The sequence below is a fragment of the Plesiomonas shigelloides genome (genome assembly GCF_900087055.1).
In the GTDB taxonomy this organism is placed as follows: Bacteria; Pseudomonadota; Gammaproteobacteria; order Enterobacterales; family CAMTGL01; genus Plesiomonas; species Plesiomonas shigelloides.
Genome location: NZ_LT575468.1, coordinates 2,398,152 through 2,417,812, shown reverse-complemented (window position 1 = coordinate 2,417,812; position 19,661 = coordinate 2,398,152). Strand labels below are relative to the sequence as shown.

Here is a 19,661-nt window from a genome sequence, read left to right as displayed (position 1 = left end):
CAAATAACGAAGGATTTTTTATGAGCAGCATAGATATTTTAGTTCCGGATCTGCCTGAATCCGTTGCCGATGCCACCATCGCAACCTGGCATAAAAAACCGGGTGATAGCGTCACGCGTGACGAAGTGATCGTCGAAATCGAAACCGACAAAGTGGTACTGGAAGTACCGGCAACCGATGATGGCGTGCTGGACGTGGTGCTGGAAGAGGAAGGGGCGACTGTTACCGGTCGTCAGCTGATTGGTCGTGTGCGTCCGGTTGCTGTAGCCGGTGAACCGACCGCCGCCAAACTGTCTGAACCAGTGGCAACTCCGGCGCAGCGCCATACTGCCGCGTTGACCGAAGAAAGCTCCGATGCGTTAAGTCCTGCGGTGCGCCGTATGATCGCGGAGCACAATCTGGATCCTGCCAAAATCAAAGGCTCTGGTGTCGGTGGCCGCATTACGCGTGAAGACGTAGAAAAATATGTCACTGAGATGCGCAAAGCCCAGCCAGCGGCTGTGCAAGCGCCTACCGCAGTTGCCGCTGCGCCAGCATTGCTGGCCGGTCGCAGTGAAAAACGTGTGCCAATGACCCGTTTACGTAAGCGTATCGCTGAACGCTTGCTGGAAGCCAAAAACACCACCGCAATGTTGACGACCTTCAATGAAGTCAATATGAAGCCAATCATGACGCTGCGTAAGCAGTATGGTGAGGTGTTTGAGAAGCGCCACGGTGTGCGTCTGGGCTTTATGTCGTTTTATGTGAAGGCGGTGGTTGAGGCGTTAAAACGCTTCCCTGAAATCAATGCCTCGATTGATGGCGACGATATCGTGTATCACAACTATTTTGATCTCAGCATGGCGGTCTCTACGCCACGTGGTCTGGTAACGCCGGTACTGCGTGACTGCGATACATTGAGTCTGGCGGATATCGAAAAGAGCATCAAAGTGTTGGCTGAGAAAGGCCGTGACGGCAAGCTGACCGTGGACGACCTGACCGGTGGTAATTTCACCATTACCAATGGCGGGGTGTTTGGCTCCCTGATGTCAACGCCAATCATTAATCCGCCACAAAGTGCGATTCTGGGTATGCATGCCATCAAAGATCGCCCTATGGCGGTAGACGGTAAGGTTGAGATCCTGCCGATGATGTATCTGGCACTGTCTTACGATCACCGTTTGATTGATGGTCGTGAGTCCGTCAGCTTCTTGGTGGCGGTGAAGGATCTGCTGGAAGACCCAACCCGTTTACTTCTGGACGTATAAGCGATAACGGGCCCGGAACCCGAGAAGAGCCCGGGCCCAGTTTCAGTGGTGACCCCCTAGGACAATATAACTAACATGGATAGAGCATCATGAATTTGCACGAATATCAGGGTAAGCAGCTGTTTGCTCAGTATGGTCTGCCCGTATCAGAAGGCTATGCCTGTAGCAGCCAGCATGAAGCGGTTGAGGCAGCTGATAAAATTGGCGGTGACCACTGGGTGGTAAAATGTCAGGTTCATGCGGGTGGACGTGGCAAAGCGGGCGGCGTGAAGCTGGCGCGCTCTAAGGACGAGATCCGTGAGTTTGCCCAGAAATGGTTGGGTAAAAATTTGGTCACGTACCAGACTGATGCCAAGGGGCAACCCGTTAACAAGATCTTGGTCGAAAGCTGCACTGATATCGCCAAAGAGCTGTATCTGGGCGCTGTCGTCGATCGCGCGAGTCGTCGTGTGGTGTTCATGGCGTCAACGGAAGGCGGCGTGGAAATTGAGAAAGTGGCCGCTGAAACGCCGGAGCTTATCCATAAAGCGGCGCTTGATCCTATCTGCGGTCCACAACCTTACCAAGGTCGTGAGCTGGCGTTTAAGCTGGGGTTAACCGGCGATCAAATCCGTCAGTTCACCAAGATTTTCATGGGCCTCGGTCAGCTGTTTTTGGATAAAGATCTGGCACTGATTGAAGTCAACCCATTGGTGATCACCGCGCAGGGCAACCTGCACTGTCTGGATGCCAAAGTGGTGGTGGACTCCAATGCGCTGTATCGCCAACCGCAACTGCGTGAGATGCAAGACCCGTCTCAAGAAGATGCACGGGAAGCGCATGCCGCACAGTGGGAAATCAACTATGTGGCGCTGGAAGGCAATATTGGTTGCATGGTCAATGGCGCCGGTCTGGCCATGGGCACCATGGATATCGTGAAATTGCACGGCGGCGCACCAGCAAACTTCCTTGATGTAGGCGGTGGCGCAACCAAAGAGCGTGTTACCGAAGCGTTTAAAATTATTCTGTCCGACGATAATGTCAAAGCGGTACTGGTGAATATCTTTGGCGGTATTGTCCGTTGCGATTTGATTGCTGACGGTATTATTGGCGCCGTAGAAGAAGTGGGCGTAAGCATTCCGGTGGTGGTACGTCTGGAAGGCAACAATGCCGAGCTGGGAGCCAAGAAACTGGCTGACAGTGGTTTGAATATCATCGCAGCAACCAGTTTGACCGATGCTGCACAGCGTGTCGTTCATGCAGCGGAGGGCAAATAATGTCTATTCTGATTGATAAAAATACCAAGGTTATTTGCCAAGGTTTTACCGGAGGGCAAGGCACGTTCCACTCTGAGCAAGCGCTGGCATACGGCACCCAGCTGGTTGGGGGCGTGTCACCGGGTAAAGGCGGGACTTATCATCTGGGGTTGCCGGTATTTAATACCGTGCGTGATGCGGTCGAAACGACTGGTGCGACCGCCTCGGTGATTTATGTTCCGGCACCGTTTTGTAAAGATGCCATCTTGGAAGCTATCGATGCTGGGATCCAGTTGATCGTCTGTATCACGGAAGGGATCCCGACGCTGGATATGCTGCAGGTGAAAGTGCGTCTGGAGCAAACTGGCGTGCGCATGATTGGGCCAAACTGCCCGGGCGTGATCACTCCGGGTCAGTGCAAGATTGGCATCATGCCGGGTCATATTCACCTGCCGGGCCGTGTTGGGATTGTTTCTCGCTCCGGTACGCTGACGTATGAAGCGGTTAAGCAGACCACCGATGAAGGTTTTGGTCAGTCTAGCTGTGTTGGTATCGGTGGCGACCCGATCCCAGGTTCGACCTTTATCGATATTTTGCGTTTGTTCCAAGACGATCCGCAAACCGAAGCGATTGTGATGATAGGTGAGATTGGCGGCAGCGCGGAAGAAGAGGCGGCGGCCTTTATCAAAGCGAATGTCACTAAACCGGTGGTGTCTTACATCGCGGGTGTTACTGCGCCAAAAGGCAAACGTATGGGCCATGCGGGGGCGATTATCTCTGGCGGCAAAGGCACGGCGGATGAAAAATTCGCTGCGCTGGAAGATGCGGGCGTGAAAACCGTGCGTTCATTGGCCGATATTGGTCAGGCGCTGCGTCAGGTCACTGGCTGGTAAGCGTGATGCCCGAGCCGAGCAGCAGTATTGCGATATAAAAAACCGGCGTGATGCCGGTTTTTTTATATGCTGTTTGCGCGTTGTTTTACGAATTGTTTGTCTGTCGCTTGATCGCACAACGGTTAAATCGCAAGGACCGATTTTTACGTCTCACGCACGCTGTTTTTTCAGCAGGCTGAGCATGAAAAGCGCAGCGGAGCAGATGACTACCGAAGGGCCGGCAGGCGTGTCATAAAACCACGATAACAGCAAGCCTCCGGTGACCGACAGCATCCCGAACAGTGATGCAGTGAAGGCCATTTGCTCAGGCGTGCTGGCAAAACGGCGTGCGGTGGCCGCCGGAATAATCAGTAAAGAAGTGATGATCAAGGCACCGACAAACTTCATCGCCAAACCAATAGTCACCGCGGTGGTCAGCATCAATAGCAGTCGCATCCGGTTGAGATTAATGCCATCCACAAAGGCTAATTCGGGGTTAATGGTGACAGACAGCAGTGCGTTCCATTGCCAGCACAACACGCCCAGCACTAACGCTGCGCCTAGACCAATCCACGCAATATCTTGCCATGTGATAGCCAGCAGATCGCCAAACAGGTAGGCCATCAAATCAACCCGCACATCAGACATCAAACTCACGGTCACCAGACCGAGCGACAAACTGCTGTGCGCCAATATTCCCAGCAGGGTATCGACCGCCAGTTGAGGTTTATGCTCCAGCCATACCAGTACGCCCGCTAAGGTTAAGGTTAACCCCAAGATAGTGATGTACGGATTGACATCCAGCAGTAAGCCAAGTGCCACCCCTAACAATGAGGCGTGCGCCAAGGTATCGCCAAAATAGGCCATGCGCCGCCATACCACGAACGAGCCCAGCGGACCGGTGGCGAGGGTGAGTAACATACCGGCCAGCCAGCCGGGTAATAAGATCTCAATCATGGCGGCATCCTTGATGATGAGTATGGATGACCTGACCATTTAACGCATGGCGATGATCATGATGGTGTTGATACAACGCCAGTTTGCCCGGCAACTGACGGCCAAACATCGAGATAAACTCAGGATGATGCGAGATATCCTCTGGCGCGCCCGAGCAGCAAATATGCTGGTTGAGACACAGCACCTCATCGGTTTTCGCCATCACCAGATGCAAATCATGCGACACCATCAGTACCCCACAGCCGAGCTCATCGCGCAGAACAGTGATCAAATCGTACAGTGCCGCTTGGCCGTTCACATCCACCCCTTGCATCGGTTCGTCCAGTACCAGCAGATCCGGTTTGTTCATCAGGGCTCGTGCGAGCAGCACGCGCTGGGTTTCCCCACCGGAGAGCTTTTGCATCGGTTGTTCGAGCAGGTGCAACACATTCACTTTACTGACTGCGCTTAGCATCTCTTCCGGATTAGCCGTCTTTTTCAGCGCTAAAAAGCGCCGCACGGTCAGGGGAAGGGTAGCATCGAGGTGCAGTTTTTGTGGTACGTAGCCGATTTTGAGATTACCAGCGCGCACGATTTGTCCGGCGCTCGGCGCCAATAAGCCAAGGACGACCCGAACCAAGGTCGATTTTCCCGCGCCATTCGGGCCGAGTAGGGTAATGATGTGGTTTTTCTTGATGTTGAGCGAAATGTTGTTCAGCACTTTTCGCTCACCCAAAACGACATCAATGTGATGAAGCTCAATGAGTGTTGACATGGTGTCTGTATGACCTGAGTGATCGCTATTCGGCACGGTGTGTGGCGATAAAATAAGTATGATTAAAAAATGTGATGTTATATTATAACAAAATCACATTGGGTACTCGAAAGGTTTTTGTATGATTAAGCGCATTTTTCTACTCAGTTTTTTGGCGTTACTGCCGATACAAAGTTTTGCCTCGGTGTTGGTATCAGTGCGGCCGTTAGGCTTTATCGCCGCGGCGATTGCTGATGGTGTCACGGATACCGAAGTTTTGCTGCCTAATGGTGCGTCTCCCCATGATTATGCGCTGCGTCCGTCCGATATTAAACGGATAAATAATGCGGATTTAGTGGTATGGGTGGGTGACGAGATGGAGCCTTTTTTAGTGAAGCCACTCACAGAAAAGGCGAATAATCAGCAAATAAAAGTAAAAAACTTATCTTCGGTCATGCCGTTATTGCGTCATGCTGACGATAATGATGAAGATGCGGAAGAGCATGGTGATGATCACGGTCATGCGCATGATCATGGTTCCACAGATTTACATGTCTGGATGTCACCTGAGATTGCTTTATATACAGCAGTCGCAATTTCTGAACGTTTGCAGGAACTTTTCCCAGAACAAAAAGACAAAGTGAAGGCAAATCTGCAATATTTTCAAACGCAGATTAACCATTTACCTGAAAAAATTGGTAGCATACTGAACCCAGTCAAGCAGCACGGTTATTTTGTGTTTCATGACGGGTACGGTTATTTTGAATCTTTTGCTGGCTTAAACAATGTTGGGCATTTCACCGTCAATCCGGTGATCACGCCGGGAGCTAGAACATTGAGCGAGATTAAGCAGAAGATAGAACAACATCAGGTTTCGTGCGTGTTTGCTGAACCCCAGTTCAGACCAGCAGTGATTGACGCTGTCGCGCGCGGCACCTCAGTCAATATAGGTACGCTTGATCCGCTCGGTGAGAAAGTTTCTCTCGGCAAGGACAGCTATGTGCAGTTTTTAGAGCAACTCTCCCAACAATACGCGAGTTGCCTGAGTAAATAAAAAAATTGGGGTAACAAAGTGCAAGAATTTGTCAGGTCAGTATCGCTAGCTCTTAACGGCCTGCCACGATTACATAAAGTGCTGCTGGGTATGCTCACCGCATTAACGTTGGCCGTTGCCGCGTGGAATCCGGTGTTGAACCATACTCCGCTTAAACGCGAAATTGCGCTGGATATTGAAACCCAGCGCGATTTGCAGCCGGAGGCAAGTGAGCCATTGGATCAGGTGATGCCAAATGATGCGCCCGAGCTGGAGCCAGAGAAAGATGATCTGGATAAAAAGCTCGAAGAGGCGGTACATGAGCACACCGTGGAAAGTGGTGAGACCCTCGGCAGCATTCTGACACAGTACGGCATTGATATGTCGGATGTGCATGCACTGACAAAAAGTAACCCCGAAGTTCAGCGTTTAGGGATTGGCCAAGAGCTGAGCTGGAAACTGGATGATGATGGTCTGCTCAAGCAATTGACTTGGGCGGTCAATAATCGTGAAACCCGCGTTTACGATCGTGCAGACAATGGTGCTTATAAGCGCTCTGTTGAAACCATGCAAGGGACGTGGCAAAACGATCGCGTTGCAGGCACTATCGATGGTAGCTTCGTATCCAGCGCGAAAGCAGCGGGTTTGTCGACCCGTGAAATTCAGCAGGTTACCAAAGCGTTGCAGTGGCAGGTGGATTTTCGCAAGCTGAAAAAAGGCGATAAATTCAGTGTTCTGATGTCACGTGAGTTTTTGGACGGTAAAGTGACCGGCTCCGGTGAAGTCAAAGCGGTACGCTTGAACTCCTCCGGCAAAGACTATTACGCGATTCAGGCTGAAGATGGCCGCTTCTATAACCGTGAAGGTGCGGGCTTAGCCAAAGGTTTCCTGCGTCTGCCAACTTTAAAGCAGTATCGCATTTCGTCGAATTTTAACCCACGTCGTCTGCATCCAGTAACGCGCCGTGTGGCGCCGCATAACGGTACTGACTTTGCGGCACCAATCGGTACGCCGGTGCTGTCTATCGGTGATGGTGAAGTGGTGAAAGCCGGTTACCACCCGTATGCCGGTAACTATGTGGTGATCCGTTTAGGTCGTCAGTATCAGACGCGTTTCCTGCACCTGAGCAAGATTTTGGTTAAGCAAGGGCAGAAAGTGAAGAAAGGCGACCGTGTCGCGCTGTCGGGTAACACTGGGCGTTCAACCGGGCCACACATTCACTATGAATTCTTGCTGAACTCCCGTCCGGTGGATCCGATGAAGGTGAAACTGCCGATGTCGGACGGTTTGGCTGGTCAAGAGCGTCGTGCCTTCTTGGCGCGTACCAAAGAGTACCTGCCACAGCTGACGCTGGATTAATCAATCCGTTACGCATATCTTTCTACATGAAAAAAGCCCGCAGAGTCTGCGGGCTTTTTTTATCTGCGCGTTCTATCCCATGTTTTATCTGTGCTTGCTAGGCGAGCGGGTTATGCGAGAGCCGTAAACCGGCATGGCGCGACCAATACACGATCAATGTTAGTAAGTTGCGGCGGATAACAGATGTTCAGTGGGGATAAGTGTCGGAATACCCCAGGGTGAGAGTCTGCCCAGCCTTAAATGCCTAGAATCAGAGTGTGAATTGCTGTGGCTAGGCCCAACCAAAAGAGAGGAAAGAGAAAACAGTCTTGTCACGGAGAGCGAGGCGGTAAAAGAGAGGAGGTAAAAAAATTGACGTGGCAGGCCAGATGACGTGCCACGGGTGCCAATGACACCTTCGCTTGCTGCCGGGAGCATGGCCTAGGGGCCACACTCTCTGATAAATCGGTAGATATCATGAACGGACATAAAAATATCTAATACAGAGAGATTTATGTAACTCAATGTTCTGACTTAACCGTTTATACCAGTTTTGTAACGAATTTATTAGCATGCGCACCATGAGTTTTATCGTTTCAGCTACCTTTAGCTAATTTATGCGAGACATGTTGCACAATCGTAGCGAGTGTGGTGGAGAGCTGAGTGACATGGATAGCGATTGAGCAGGGAAAGTTTGATCTTTGGCAAAAAGTGCTTGCTATGAAACCCGTACAATAATGATAATGATAATATATCTTATTTAATCTTTTTGGCGATTTGAACATGGTGACGTTGGCTGAGTTGAAGGTGGGAGACAAGGCGCGCGTAGTCAATATGCAGCGTCTGGATCGCCCATTGCGTAAAAAATTGATGGTACTGGGAGTGCTGCCTTCCAGTGAGATCCACGTAGTGCGTTTTGCCCCGTTGGGCGATCCGTTACAGATTGAGATTTGCGGAGTCAATATCGCTCTGCGCCGTACCATTGCCGCAGGCATCGATGTTGAGGTTTTGGCATGAATTTTTCGTTGTTAACCGTTGGTAATCCGAACAGCGGTAAGACCTCCCTTTTTAACGGGTTAACCGGTGCGCGCCAGCAAGTGGGCAACTGGAGCGGTGTGACGGTTGAGAAAAAAACCGGTCACTGCAAAGTCGGTGAGCACCAACTTCAGATCACTGACTTGCCGGGGGTGTACTCGCTGTCAGGTGATAACGTTGATAGCGGTAAAGACGAGCAGCTGGCCACCATTGTGGTCGAGTCGATGCCGGCGGATGTGATTTTGAACATCGTTGATGCCTCTGCGCTGGAGCGTAGCCTGTATTTGACGCTGCAGTTGTTGGAAACCGGTCGTCCGGTGATTGTGGTGATCAACAAAACGGATGCGCTGGAGCGTAATCGCCAGCAGATCAATGTGCCATTGCTGTCGCAGATGTTGGGCTGTCCGGTGTTTGCTATTTCAGCGCATAACCATCAGCAGGTGATGCAGTTTCGTCGCGAGCTGGTGGATATGCTGGCGAATGGTGTGACACCAACCAAACTGCAACTCGATTATGGTGAGGCGGTAGAAAACACTCTGCAACTGCTGGTGCCTTATTGCCCGCAGAATGAGCAAGCGAGTAGTCGCTCACTTGCGCTGCGTTTGTTAGAACATGACCGTTTGGTTGAAGGCCGTCTGAGCGCGGAAAACCAGACCTTGGTGGCGCAGCATTTACGGCATTTAGAGCAAGCAGTAGATACCGATTTGCAAATTGCTGATGTACGTTACAGCTTTATCCATCATCTGTGTCAGAAAACCCGCAAACACGTGGGAATGGTGAGTCACAAAACCAGTGAGCGTATCGATAAGGTAGTACTGAACCGCTATTTGGGGCTGCCGATTTTCTTATTGGTGATGTACTTGATGTTTGTGTTCTCCATCAAGATTGGTAGCTCGTTTATCGACTTTTTCGATATCTCGGTAGGTGCGCTGTTGGTCGACGGCACGCATCATCTGCTGGATGGTGTATTGCCAGTGTGGCTGGTGACGTTACTGGCGGATGGTTTTGGTGCCGGTATTCAGACCGTGGCGACCTTTATTCCGGTCATTGGTTGCTTGTATCTGTTCATGGCCATTCTCGAAGGTTCGGGGTACATGGCGCGCGCGGCGTTTGTGCTTGATAAGCTGATGCAGAAAATCGGTTTGCCGGGGCGCTCGTTTGTACCGTTGGTGATCGGCTTTGGCTGTAACGTGCCGGCTATCATGGCAACCCGTACCCTGACACAAGAACGTGAGCGCTTGCTTACCGTGATGATGACGCCATTTATGTCGTGTGGCGCACGTCTGCCGGTATATGCGTTGTTTGCAACGGCGTTCTTCCCATCATCGGCGCAAAATGTAGTGTTTGCGTTATACCTGATTGGTATTTTGGTGGCGGTCTTTACCGGTTTGCTGCTGCGTAAAACCTTGCTGCCGGGGATCAGTGAAAGCTTTGTGATGGATATGCCGGATTATGAGTGGCCGACACTGCGTAATATCGGGCTGAAAACCTGGCAAAAACTGAAAAACTTCGTGTTTGGTGCCGGTAAGACCATTGTGCTGGTCGTGGCCGCCTTGGGCTTCTTTAACTCCCTGGGTACCGATGGTTCGTTTGGTAATCAAAACACAGAAAATTCTGTGTTGGCTCAGGTAGCGAAAGATGTGACGCCTGTTTTGGCGCCAATCGGTATTGAGAAAGATAACTGGCCGGCCACGGTCGGTATTATTACCGGGATCTTCGCCAAAGAAGCGGTCGTGGGTACGCTCAACGCGTTGTATAGCGGTGAACCGGCGGATGCTGGCGATGAGTACAACTTCTTTGCCTCGTTCAAAGAAGCGCTGCTGACTATCCCAGAAAATCTGCTCAGTATTAATCTGGCCGATCCACTCGATATCAGTGTGGGTGATACCTCGGATCGCACCGCGGCAGCAGAAGCGCAGGAAGTGAATACTTCGACGTTTGATAAGCTGTCACAGAACTTTGCTGGCCCTGCGGCAGCCTTTAGTTACTTGCTGTTTGTGCTGCTGTATACCCCGTGTGTGGCGGCGATGGGCGCTTTTGTGCGAGAAGTTGGCCGTAACTGGGCGCTGTTTGTAGCGGGCTGGACCATGCTGCTGGCGTATGTGGTGGGTACGTGGTTCTACCAAATCATGCACTTTAGCCAGCATCCGGCACAAAGTGCGATGTGGTTGGCCATTACCGGTGGCATATTCCTTATCACCATTGCAGTCATGCGGGTTAAGGGAAGCCGTCAACAATCTCAACAGGTGAAATTGGCATGATCTTACAAGACCTGCGCGATCTTTTACAAAAACATGGCCGTATGACCCGTAAGGATCTGGCTCGTCAATTGAACAGCAGCGAAGATGGTGTTGATGCGATGCTGCAGGTATGGATGCGTAAAGGGCGGGTCAGTAAGGACGAGCAAAAAGTGTGCGGCGGCTCTTGCTGCGGCGCGGCGCAAGAGGTGTACTACCGTTGGCTCGATGCACAGGGCATTGCGCTAGTGGTGCGTCATTGAAGCTTGTGGTCACTTGAGTGGATTACGCGAATAAAAAACCGGCTGATTGGCCGGTTTTTTTTATGCACTGCTCTGCGTTATATCCAATAGCCTTAACGGAATAATCGTAACAGCGTAACCGGATTAACCCAGAATATTAGGCCGCGATAAAGTCTGCGGTATCCGCCAGTGCTTGTTGTAACTTACGCATTTCGGCTTGTTGCTGCTCTTCACTGCGCCAGCTGGCGGTCAGGCGACCCCAAATAGGCGCTGGCCAGACAGGATCGCTGCTAAAGCGTCCGACATGATGCAGGTGCAACTGTGGCACCATGTTCCCGATGGCGGCGATATTGAGCTTGTCTGGCTGATAAAGCGCGTTAATGACGCGCGAGACAGCGCTAGATTCGCGCAGTAACTGGATTTGGTCGGCGTCGCTGAGTTCATAAATTTCGCGAATGCCCATCTGGCGCGGAACCAAGATGATCCACGGCAGTTGTCCTTCGCGGCACAGCAGCACGTCACTGAGTGGATAATGCCCAAGGCAAGTGGTATCTGCCGCCAGTTGTGGATGCAGTTGGAAAGTGGCATCAGTACTCATCGTCATTCCTGTTCCCTGATAGACCGGCGGTTAGCTATTCGGCAGGATGTATAGCCGGTGTTGTCCTGTCGTATCATCGATAGCCCATTGTTCCAGAGGAACTGGGCGACTGAAATAGTAGCCCTGCGCTTTTTGTGCGCCCATTTTACGCAGTAACTCAGCTTCTTCGCGCTTTTCTACCCCTTCGGCCACCATCGGGACACTAAAACCGTGCGCCAGCTGCACCACCGAATTAAGCACTGCGGCGCAGTTTTGGCTATCGAGTAGGCCACTGACGAAAATGCGGTCGACTTTCAGGCAATCAAAGCTCAGTTTGTACAGGTGAGACAGACTCGAGTAGCCGGTACCGAAGTCATCGATGGCGATACGGATCCCGTGTTGGCGCAGTTCACGTAACCGCTCATCGATAAAGCTCAAGTTTTCAATCAACATGGACTCGGTGATTTCGAGCGTCAAGTTTGTCGCGGGTAGGCCGGCATCGTGCAGACATTGAGTCACCCGTTGGACGAAGTCCGCTTGCATCAGTTGCCGTACCGACAGATTAACGTGCAACTCGAAATTGGCTGGCCAGTGTTGCTCACGGATCTTATGCGCCACGGCGTGGCAAGCTTGCTGCAACACCCATGAGCCGAGCGGCAGGATCAAGCCGGATTTTTCTGCAATCGGGATAAACTGCGCCGGACTGACAAAGCCCAAGATCGGCGATTGCCAGCGGATCAGCACTTCAGCGCCAATAATGCGCTCACTATCAAGGGCAATAATCGGCTGATAATGCAGGTAGAGCTCATCTTGCTCGAGTGCATAATTGAGGTGGGTCAGAATTTGGGTTGAGAGCCCGACATTGGCATCCAGCGTTTTGTCGTAGGCAACGCCGGTGTTTTCCCCTTGCTTGCGCGCCGCTGACAGGGCAATGCTGGCCTGGGTGTAGGCCTCTTGCAATTTCGCTGCAGCAAAGGGGCGATTGAGATAACCCAGATTCACCGTGATTAAGACATCATCGTTGTGCAGTTTGAACGATTCGTAAAACACGTGGATCAGTTTGTGGTAGTCATATTCATGCGGCGTGAGATACGCCAGCATAAATTCATGATCAGCACTTTTAACGGCAATTACACTCAGATCCAGTTCTATGATGTATTGCTGTAAGCGCGCGCTGATCAGACGATACAGCTCATTGAGGCTGTCATCGCCAAGACTGTTTTTGATCACATCGGTGTTGTTGATGTTGACCAGCACCAGTCCGGATAGTGATGGCGCAGTGTGGCTATCGTCGGCGTACTGGTTATTCAGCCATTTTTTAAAGCCGGTGCGGTTCATCAACGCGGTATTGGCGTCATACTCGATGCTATATTCCAACTCATGGAATGCATCGGATAGCGAGCGCGACATGTCATTAAAGGCCGTGTTAAGCAGGCGAATTTCTTTCAGCTCAAACTGATCTTGTTTGACCGGTAACCACTGTTGGCGCGTTAACAGACGCGCAGCGTGGGCCACACTCAAGATTGGTGTGGTGACTTTTGATAATGCAAACCAAGTTAAAATCACGCCGCTAGCAAAGATGCACAGGATCCAAATAATCGTAGTACGGCGATCTTCATGCAGGCTACCAATCAAATCTTTTTCCGCGACGATAACGGCAACTTTCCAATTTTTCAGATTCAGTTCATTACCGACACTCATCATGCGGATGAAATACGTTTCACCGTTAAGCGTGAATGAGTGGGATTGATTGTCGGACACGGACATGAGCGGTGCTGCGACACGCACTAAGGGATTTTGACTTTGTTCTGGGCGTAATAGTTTTGGATCTTCCATCGAACTAAAATCAATAATGTTGCTTTTATGCTCGGTGAGCTCATCGGTGGAATGGGAAATAATCTGATTTTCTTCATTTAAAATCAGGATCACTGAATTACCAAGTCCGGCCACGTTGCGCAAGAAACGGTTAAATCCATTCAATTTAATATCAGACGTGATAATACCGATATAACGATTATCTTTATCGTAGGCGGGCGTGGAATAGGAGATAGTCACTCCGCGATTGGCATCATAATCTTGATAGGCTTTCGTCCACAGCGAGATTTTGCGGGTATCGGAGTCGCGATACCAAGGGCGAACGCGTGGATCGTAAATATCAAATTTGTTCAAGACCGCAGAGGTTGGCTCCATATCGGTGTAGAACATTAATGCCCCGCCGGTGGTGCTGTCTTTTAAGGTCAGGGTATATTTATTCTTCACAATTTCACGGCTGACGCCGGCATAGTTACCGTCAGTGGTGCCGATGGCGACAAAACTTAACTGTGGAACATTGGTAAATACGCGACTAATTGTGTCGTAAAGGTGTGGCGTTATTTCGGTCAGGTTTTGTGTATTGATATGCGGTGCTGATTTTAAGCTGATGGCAATAACCGCATTGGCTTGTGGCGGTGCGCTCAGGTAATTATTCAGATCATTTCGTACCAATTGTGCCCACGTTGACGCAATACGCTCGCTTAAATCTTCGATCATCGCGGTTTCATTACGATATTGGATGATCATCGATACACCAAAAATCGCACTGATCGCTGTCAGAAATAAAATGGTGACAACAAGTTTTAATGATAAGCGGCCAGACAGCTTTGCAGACAAGGACATAATTAATACATGTATTCAGTACGAAGTCGCATTGATGGGATTATATTGCAGTAAACTATTATAGCACGTAAACCATTTATTTTTTTGCGGCTATTTTCGGAATTTCGAGTTTTGCTATTTCTGTTTGGTATACTTGGTGCCGTTGATTGCGAGTGAGGCGGTGTGCGTTAAATGGTGTGGCTAGATGGCGAGCAGAATTAGGCTGGCATGGCTGCATGATTGTTCATGTTGCTGGTAAAACGACCATACCGACAGAAGAGTCCGGTATGGCGCGATTTGCTAAGGCGGCTGGTGTTGAGGCCGCTGATATAGAGCTTAAGCTATGCCGCCCGTAGAGGATGACTAGGATTACTGGGCGTCGACTACCGCAGATTCGACAATCATATCCAGCACCCAACGCTTAGAGGAGCCGTCGGCTGGAGGGTTTGCTACCTCGAACTCTTTGATACGCAGGCGGTAGCTGATCCCTGGCTCTGGCTCAAAGCCTTCGATGGTGCCGTAATAGTTTTGCCACGGCGCGTTGCTGTCTTCACGGATCTGCAGGCAAGATTGTGGCGCTACGCCCATGCACGGTTTGCGTTCGGCGGCAACATAGATAAATTTGGTTACGCCCTCAGCTAATGCGGGTTGAGCGCTAAATTGGTAACGGGTATCACCTTGGGTTAAGGTCAGCTGATTGTCCTTTAGGGAAATCGTCGGGCTGCTGGCCAAGAAGGTTGAGAACGCTTGCTCACGCTCCATGGCTTGTGGCTCACACATCATCATGCTGGCGGCCAATTGCTTTACCACCAGTTGATTATTTTCGACACTGGCAGCGCCCATCATGCGGTTACAGCCGGCAAATGCTGCCAAATGACCTTGCTGGATATCCAGAGTGGCAGGTTTGCTGTCGGCGGAGTTGTTGGTCTGTTGCCAACGTCCGTCAATATTCTCGATGTGATTTTGCATGGTATTACATCCTGCCAGCAGGGCTACTGCGGTGATCAGCGAAAGAGAACGTAAATGCATCAGGCCACTCCCTAAAAATTTTATCCAAACGTTACTGAAATTTACTGCGCCATACTAGGCGACTTATGCTGAAAAAGTCCAATTCACAAGATAGTTACTCTAAAGCGGTAACGAATTGGTTGAAGTTTTACTGTAATAATGCAGAAAAGTGAGGCAGTTACCGAGAGAGGCTAAATTGACGTCACTCTGTTTTGTATAAAAGGTAAAGGGATCATAACGTCAACGGCACCGTGAGTCTGAACGAAATGTGCGCCCAGAAAAAGGCCGAAAAGTACGGACAAGAATTGCAAAATTACAGATCCAACCTATCATAAGTCGGTTTTTATTAATGCCGGAATCCGCATGACACAGACACGAAAAGCCGAAGGGCATATACCGAAGTTTACGCTTGCAATGTTGCATCCGCGCTACTGGCCAGTCTGGCTGGGCTTGTTGCTGGTGGCATTAGTGGCTTTTTTACCCCATCGCGTGCGTGATGCATTGGCTGGCAAAGTAGGCCGTGCTGTGGGGCGGGTAGCGAAAAGTCAGCGCCGACGCGCCGCCATTAATTTGTCTTACTGCTTTCCTGAACTCTCTGACGCCGAGCGCGAAGTCTTGATTGATAAGACCTTCGCGACGGCCGCGCAAGTCATGCTGGCCATGGCGGAACTGGCCTTGCGCAGCAAATCGTTTTTAGACAGTCGTACCCGTTTTATCGGTTTTGAACATGTGGAGCAGGTCAAAGCTTCCGGTCGGAACATTATCTTTATGGTGCCGCATGCTTGGGCCATTGATTTTCCCGGCATCATTATGGCGTCCAAAGGAATGCCGATTGCTGCGATGTTTAATCCGCATCGCAACCCGCTGGTCGATTGGATTTGGAATAGTGTGCGTCTGCGTTTTGGCGGCCGTCTCCATACGCGCCAAGACGGTATCAAGGCATTTTTAAGTTCAGTGCGCCAAGGTTACTGTGGTTACTATTTACCGGATCAAGACCATGGTGCGGAAAAAAGTGAGTTTGTGGACTTTTTTGCCACTTACAAAGCGACGTTGCCAGGTTTAGGTAAAATGATGAAGGTGTGTAATGCGGCCGTGATCCCGCTGTTCCCGGTGTATAACAGCCAAGAAGGCGTGTTTGAAATGCATATCCGTCCGCCGATGGATGATTTGCAAGATGCTGAGCCTGCTGTCGCTGCACGCCGTATGAATGAAGAGATTGAGATCTTGGTGAAACCGAATCCGGAGCAATATATCTGGATTTTGAAATTGCTGAAAACTCGCCGAGAAGGGGAGATTGAGCCTTACAGCAGAACGGATTTATAACATTTCAAGCTGAACAGGATAACGCCGACCATTCGTGCCCGCGCGCAAGCATAAGACACGAAAATCGGCGTTTGTTATTTGCATGTGCTGTGGCATGCGGTAAGTATAAATATAGGTCAATTTGACGATCTGTAGTGGTATCAGGTGCGATGAAAACGCTGTTGAATGTGGTGAGCCGGAGCGGCGCTCTGGTGTTATTGATGTTGGCTTTTACCTGCCGTGCGGCAGAAAGCAATGAGCCGAAAATTAGGCCACTGGCAGAGCCGGAGGGCCATCAGTATGTTAAAGCGGTTACCCTGCGTGATACGGTGATCCAAGCGGATATCGCTGGCGTGCGCATGCCGGTGGCCACCTTGAACAAAGGGCAATCCATTGATGTGGATGTGCAGCAGCCAGGGTTATATCAAGTACGCTTTGGTAACGCGCAAGGGGATATTACGCCTGCCGATGTGCGGATTTTGCAAAAAGACAAGATTGACCATTTGCTCGATGGCCTCATTGATCAGGCCAGTGATGAGATGGAAGTACACCAGAAAAATATCCTGACCAAAACGCGGGTGCCGGTGTATGACAGTATCTCGTATCAGCCAAAGGTGTTTGCCTATCTGAATAGCAACTTGCGTTATCCGGTGCTGGGTAAGATTCAGGACAGCAATAATGTCAGCTGGTATCTGGTTAATTTAGCCGATCAGCTCAAGTACCTGAAAAGCTCGGATGTCGAGTTGGATCACGGGATCCCCGTCCTGACCTATCACCATCTGCTGACGAATGCGGAGAACAAGTATTTCCGCCATACGTCTACCACGACGTCGGATGCAGCGTTTAACAACCAGATGGCTTATCTCAAGCAAGCCGGTTACCAAACCCTGACTATGGAGCAGTTAGATGGCTATGTGCACGCCACCAATAATCTGCCGGCGCGGGCGGTGGTGCTGACCTTTGATGATGGTCTGAAATCTGTGTACAAGTATGCTTATCCAATCTTGAAAAAGTATGACTTGAACGCAGTGGCGTTTATCATCTCGTCTCGTATCAAGTACTTTCCCCAAAAGTGGGATCCGAATACGCTGCAATTTTTGAGTATTCAGGAGATTGATGCGATGTCGGATGTGTTTGAGATTGAATCCCATACCCACTTCTTGCATAAACGCGCGGCGACTCGCCATCCGATTTTGCTGTCTAAGTCTTATCACAATATCTATCGCGATTTTGTGCGCTCGAAAAAGGAGTTGGCCAAGTTTAATCATAACGCCGATTACCTGTCGTATCCGTTTGGTGGCTATAACAGCCGCGCGATTAAAGCGGCGAAAGAGGCCGGTTACCGTCTGGCGGTGACCACCGAGCAGGGGAAAGTGCAGGTACACGATAATCCGTACACCTTAAAGCGGGTGTATGTGCTGCGAACCGATCCGGTACAAGTCTTTGCCGAGAAAATTCGTAACTGATTTTGTGGATAGTGGATATCGGTGGAGTGCGGAGTATGGAGACGAAACTGCGTTTAAACGTGAATAACTGCACTGATTGACACATATAACGCAATAAAAAGCCCGCTATAGCGGGCTTTTTTACAGCGCTTACGGAGAAGCGCTGTGGATGGACGGATACCGTCTTATTCTACGCGCAGGATCCGGCAGGTGTTGGTGCTACCGATAGCGCCCATTTCGTCACCTTGCGTTACCATCACCAGATCGCCAGCCATCAGGAAACCTTTGTCCTTCAGCACGGAAACCGCTTCTTGCGCCGCTTCGTGGCCAGAAGTATGGGTATCAAAGAAGACCGGAGTCACACCGCGGTACAGCGCCGCCAGATTCAGCGTAGATTCGTGACGAGACATGGCGAAAATTGGCTTGCCGGAGCTGATACGGGACATCATCAGCGCAGTACGACCTGACTCAGTCATGGCGATGATAGCGGTAACCCCTTGCAGGTGGTTAGCGGCGTACATGGTGGACATCGCAATGGTCTCTTCGACGTTGTCGAAGGTGCGATCCATACGGTGGTTGGAGACGTTGATGCTTGGCATCTTCTCCGCACCCAGACATACGCGCGCCATTGCCGCTACGGTTTCTGCTGGGTACTGGCCTGCTGCGGTCTCTGCAGACAGCATCACGGCATCGGTACCATCCAGCACGGCGTTAGCCACGTCCATAACTTCAGCACGGGTTGGCATTGGGTTAGTGATCATGGACTCCATCATTTGAGTCGCAGTGATCACCGCGCGGTTCAGGCTACGGGCACGGCGGATCAGTTTCTTCTGCACACCAACCAGCTCTGGATCGCCGATTTCAACACCCAAATCACCACGGGCAACCATCACGACGTCAGAAGCCAGGATCACGTCATCCATCGCTTCATCAGTGGCAACGGCTTCAGCACGCTCAACTTTAGCAACGATCTTGGCGTTGCAGCCTGCATCGCGCGCCAGACGGCGAGCATAGTTCAGATCTTCACCGGTACGTGGGAAAGACACGGCTAAGAAATCAACATTGATTTTCGCCGCGGTGATGATGTCAGCTTTGTCTTTCTCGGTCAGCGCTTCTGCAGACAGACCGCCACCCAGCTTGTTGATGCCTTTGTTGTTCGACAGTGGGCCACCTACGGTGACTTCAGTGAAGACTTTAACGCCTTGCACTTCCAGCACTTTCAGTTGAACGCGGCCGTCGTCCAGCAGCAGGATATCGCCAGGCACTACATCGTTTGGCAGACCTTTGTAGTCAATACCGACTTGTTCTTTATCGCCTTCGCCTTTTGGCAGATCAGCATCCAACAGGAATTTGTCGCCCACATTCAGGAAGATTTTGCCTTCTTTGAAGGTAGAGACTCGAATCTTAGGACCTTGCAGGTCGCCCAGAATTGCAACGTGTTTACCCAGTTTAGCGGCGATTTCACGCACTTTGTTGGCACGCATCAGATGGTCTTCAGCGCTGCCGTGGGAGAAGTTTAGACGAACAACGTTAGCACCGGCGGCAATGATTTTTTCAAGATTATTGTCGCGGTCAGTTGCTGGGCCGAGTGTGGTAACGATTTTGGTTCTTCTGAGCCTTCTTGACATGGATAACTCCGTTATATAGTCGCTATACGATGCTGCCAGGCAAGGACAGCAGATTCGTCGTAGTCAGCGGAATGCGATAATCCGGCATGCCAATCGGAGGTTATCCACGATAGCCTGATGGCATGATGACTCCGTTTA

16 protein-coding genes are annotated in these 19,661 nt (G+C 50.7%); 10 read left to right on the top strand and 6 right to left on the bottom strand.

Annotated elements, in window-relative coordinates; genetic code table 11:
- The first annotated feature begins 20 nt into the window (after positions 1 to 20).
- The 3 genes from odhB (at position 21) to sucD (ending at position 3,375) form a co-directional block, all read left to right on the top strand.
- Positions 21 to 1,247 carry a 2-oxoglutarate dehydrogenase complex dihydrolipoyllysine-residue succinyltransferase gene (gene odhB / locus NCTC9997_RS10715; RefSeq protein WP_064978052.1) on the top strand — a complete coding sequence of 409 codons (1,227 nt, stop codon included), beginning with the start codon at positions 21 to 23 and terminating at the stop codon, positions 1,245 to 1,247.
- Between the two features lie 89 nt (positions 1,248 to 1,336).
- A complete protein-coding gene (gene sucC, locus NCTC9997_RS10710; protein ID WP_010864228.1) occupies positions 1,337 to 2,503 on the top strand; it encodes an ADP-forming succinate--CoA ligase subunit beta in 1,167 nt (388 codons plus the stop codon).
- Positions 2,503 to 3,375, top strand: a complete 873-nt coding sequence (sucD, locus tag NCTC9997_RS10705) for a succinate--CoA ligase subunit alpha (protein ID WP_010864227.1) — start codon at positions 2,503 to 2,505, stop codon at positions 3,373 to 3,375. The genes sucC and sucD overlap by 1 nt, the downstream gene beginning before the upstream one ends.
- A gap of 150 nt (positions 3,376 to 3,525) precedes the next feature.
- Here sucD and znuB read toward each other — a convergent pair whose 3' ends face one another.
- Positions 3,526 to 4,311 (bottom strand): zinc ABC transporter permease subunit ZnuB, encoded by a 786-nt coding sequence (gene znuB / locus NCTC9997_RS10700; protein ID WP_039045543.1) that lies wholly within the window; start codon positions 4,309 to 4,311, stop codon positions 3,526 to 3,528.
- The gene (gene znuC / locus NCTC9997_RS10695; RefSeq protein WP_010864225.1) at positions 4,304 to 5,065 is read right to left on the bottom strand and encodes a zinc ABC transporter ATP-binding protein ZnuC; all 762 of its coding nucleotides are present in this window, start codon (positions 5,063 to 5,065) and stop codon (positions 4,304 to 4,306) included. The genes znuB and znuC overlap by 8 nt, the downstream gene beginning before the upstream one ends.
- Positions 5,066 to 5,186: 121 nt before the next feature.
- Here znuC and znuA point away from each other — a divergent pair, with 121 nt between their 5' ends.
- The 5 genes from znuA to NCTC9997_RS10670 all read left to right on the top strand — a co-directional run bounded on the left by znuA (position 5,187) and on the right by NCTC9997_RS10670 (position 10,950).
- Positions 5,187 to 6,098: a zinc ABC transporter substrate-binding protein ZnuA gene (gene znuA / locus NCTC9997_RS10690; RefSeq protein WP_039045545.1), complete on the top strand. Its 912-nt coding sequence runs from the start codon at positions 5,187 to 5,189 to the stop codon at positions 6,096 to 6,098.
- Positions 6,099 to 6,116: 18 nt separating this feature from the next.
- A complete protein-coding gene (gene mepM / locus NCTC9997_RS10685; protein ID WP_010864223.1) occupies positions 6,117 to 7,436 on the top strand; it encodes a murein DD-endopeptidase MepM in 1,320 nt (439 codons plus the stop codon).
- A 762-nt stretch (positions 7,437 to 8,198) separates the two neighbouring features.
- Complete coding sequence (locus NCTC9997_RS10680) at positions 8,199 to 8,432, top strand: FeoA family protein (RefSeq protein ID WP_010864222.1); 234 nt, start codon at positions 8,199 to 8,201, stop codon at positions 8,430 to 8,432.
- Positions 8,429 to 10,711, top strand: a complete 2,283-nt coding sequence (gene feoB, locus NCTC9997_RS10675) for a Fe(2+) transporter permease subunit FeoB (protein WP_064978051.1) — start codon at positions 8,429 to 8,431, stop codon at positions 10,709 to 10,711. Before NCTC9997_RS10680 ends, feoB begins: the two co-directional genes overlap by 4 nt.
- On the top strand, positions 10,708 to 10,950 hold the full coding sequence (locus NCTC9997_RS10670) for a FeoC-like transcriptional regulator (RefSeq protein ID WP_010864220.1): 243 nt from the start codon (positions 10,708 to 10,710) through the stop codon (positions 10,948 to 10,950). The genes feoB and NCTC9997_RS10670 overlap by 4 nt, the downstream gene beginning before the upstream one ends.
- A gap of 136 nt (positions 10,951 to 11,086) precedes the next feature.
- Here NCTC9997_RS10670 and NCTC9997_RS10665 read toward each other — a convergent pair whose 3' ends face one another.
- The 3 genes from NCTC9997_RS10665 to NCTC9997_RS15255 form a co-directional block, all read right to left on the bottom strand.
- The gene (locus NCTC9997_RS10665) at positions 11,087 to 11,533 is read right to left on the bottom strand and encodes an HIT family protein (RefSeq protein WP_064978050.1); all 447 of its coding nucleotides are present in this window, start codon (positions 11,531 to 11,533) and stop codon (positions 11,087 to 11,089) included.
- Between the two features lie 24 nt (positions 11,534 to 11,557).
- Entirely contained in the window at positions 11,558 to 14,161 is a 2,604-nt protein-coding gene (locus tag NCTC9997_RS10660) for a bifunctional diguanylate cyclase/phosphodiesterase (protein ID WP_064978049.1), read from the bottom strand.
- A 348-nt stretch (positions 14,162 to 14,509) separates the two neighbouring features.
- A complete protein-coding gene (locus NCTC9997_RS15255) occupies positions 14,510 to 15,169 on the bottom strand; it encodes an META and DUF4377 domain-containing protein (protein WP_064978048.1) in 660 nt (219 codons plus the stop codon).
- A 342-nt stretch (positions 15,170 to 15,511) separates the two neighbouring features.
- Here NCTC9997_RS15255 and lpxM point away from each other — a divergent pair, with 342 nt between their 5' ends.
- Positions 15,512 to 16,471, top strand: coding sequence for a lauroyl-Kdo(2)-lipid IV(A) myristoyltransferase (lpxM, locus tag NCTC9997_RS10650; protein WP_036769922.1), 960 nt, complete (start codon positions 15,512 to 15,514; stop codon positions 16,469 to 16,471).
- Positions 16,472 to 16,620: 149 nt separating this feature from the next.
- Positions 16,621 to 17,916 (top strand): polysaccharide deacetylase family protein, encoded by a 1,296-nt coding sequence (locus tag NCTC9997_RS10645; RefSeq protein WP_230405838.1) that lies wholly within the window; start codon positions 16,621 to 16,623, stop codon positions 17,914 to 17,916.
- 164 nt (positions 17,917 to 18,080) lie between these two features.
- Here the strand turns inward: NCTC9997_RS10645 and pyk are convergent, their stop codons facing one another.
- Positions 18,081 to 19,523: a pyruvate kinase gene (gene pyk / locus NCTC9997_RS10640; RefSeq protein ID WP_010864214.1), complete on the bottom strand. Its 1,443-nt coding sequence runs from the start codon at positions 19,521 to 19,523 to the stop codon at positions 18,081 to 18,083.
- Positions 19,524 to 19,661 lie beyond the last annotated feature (138 nt).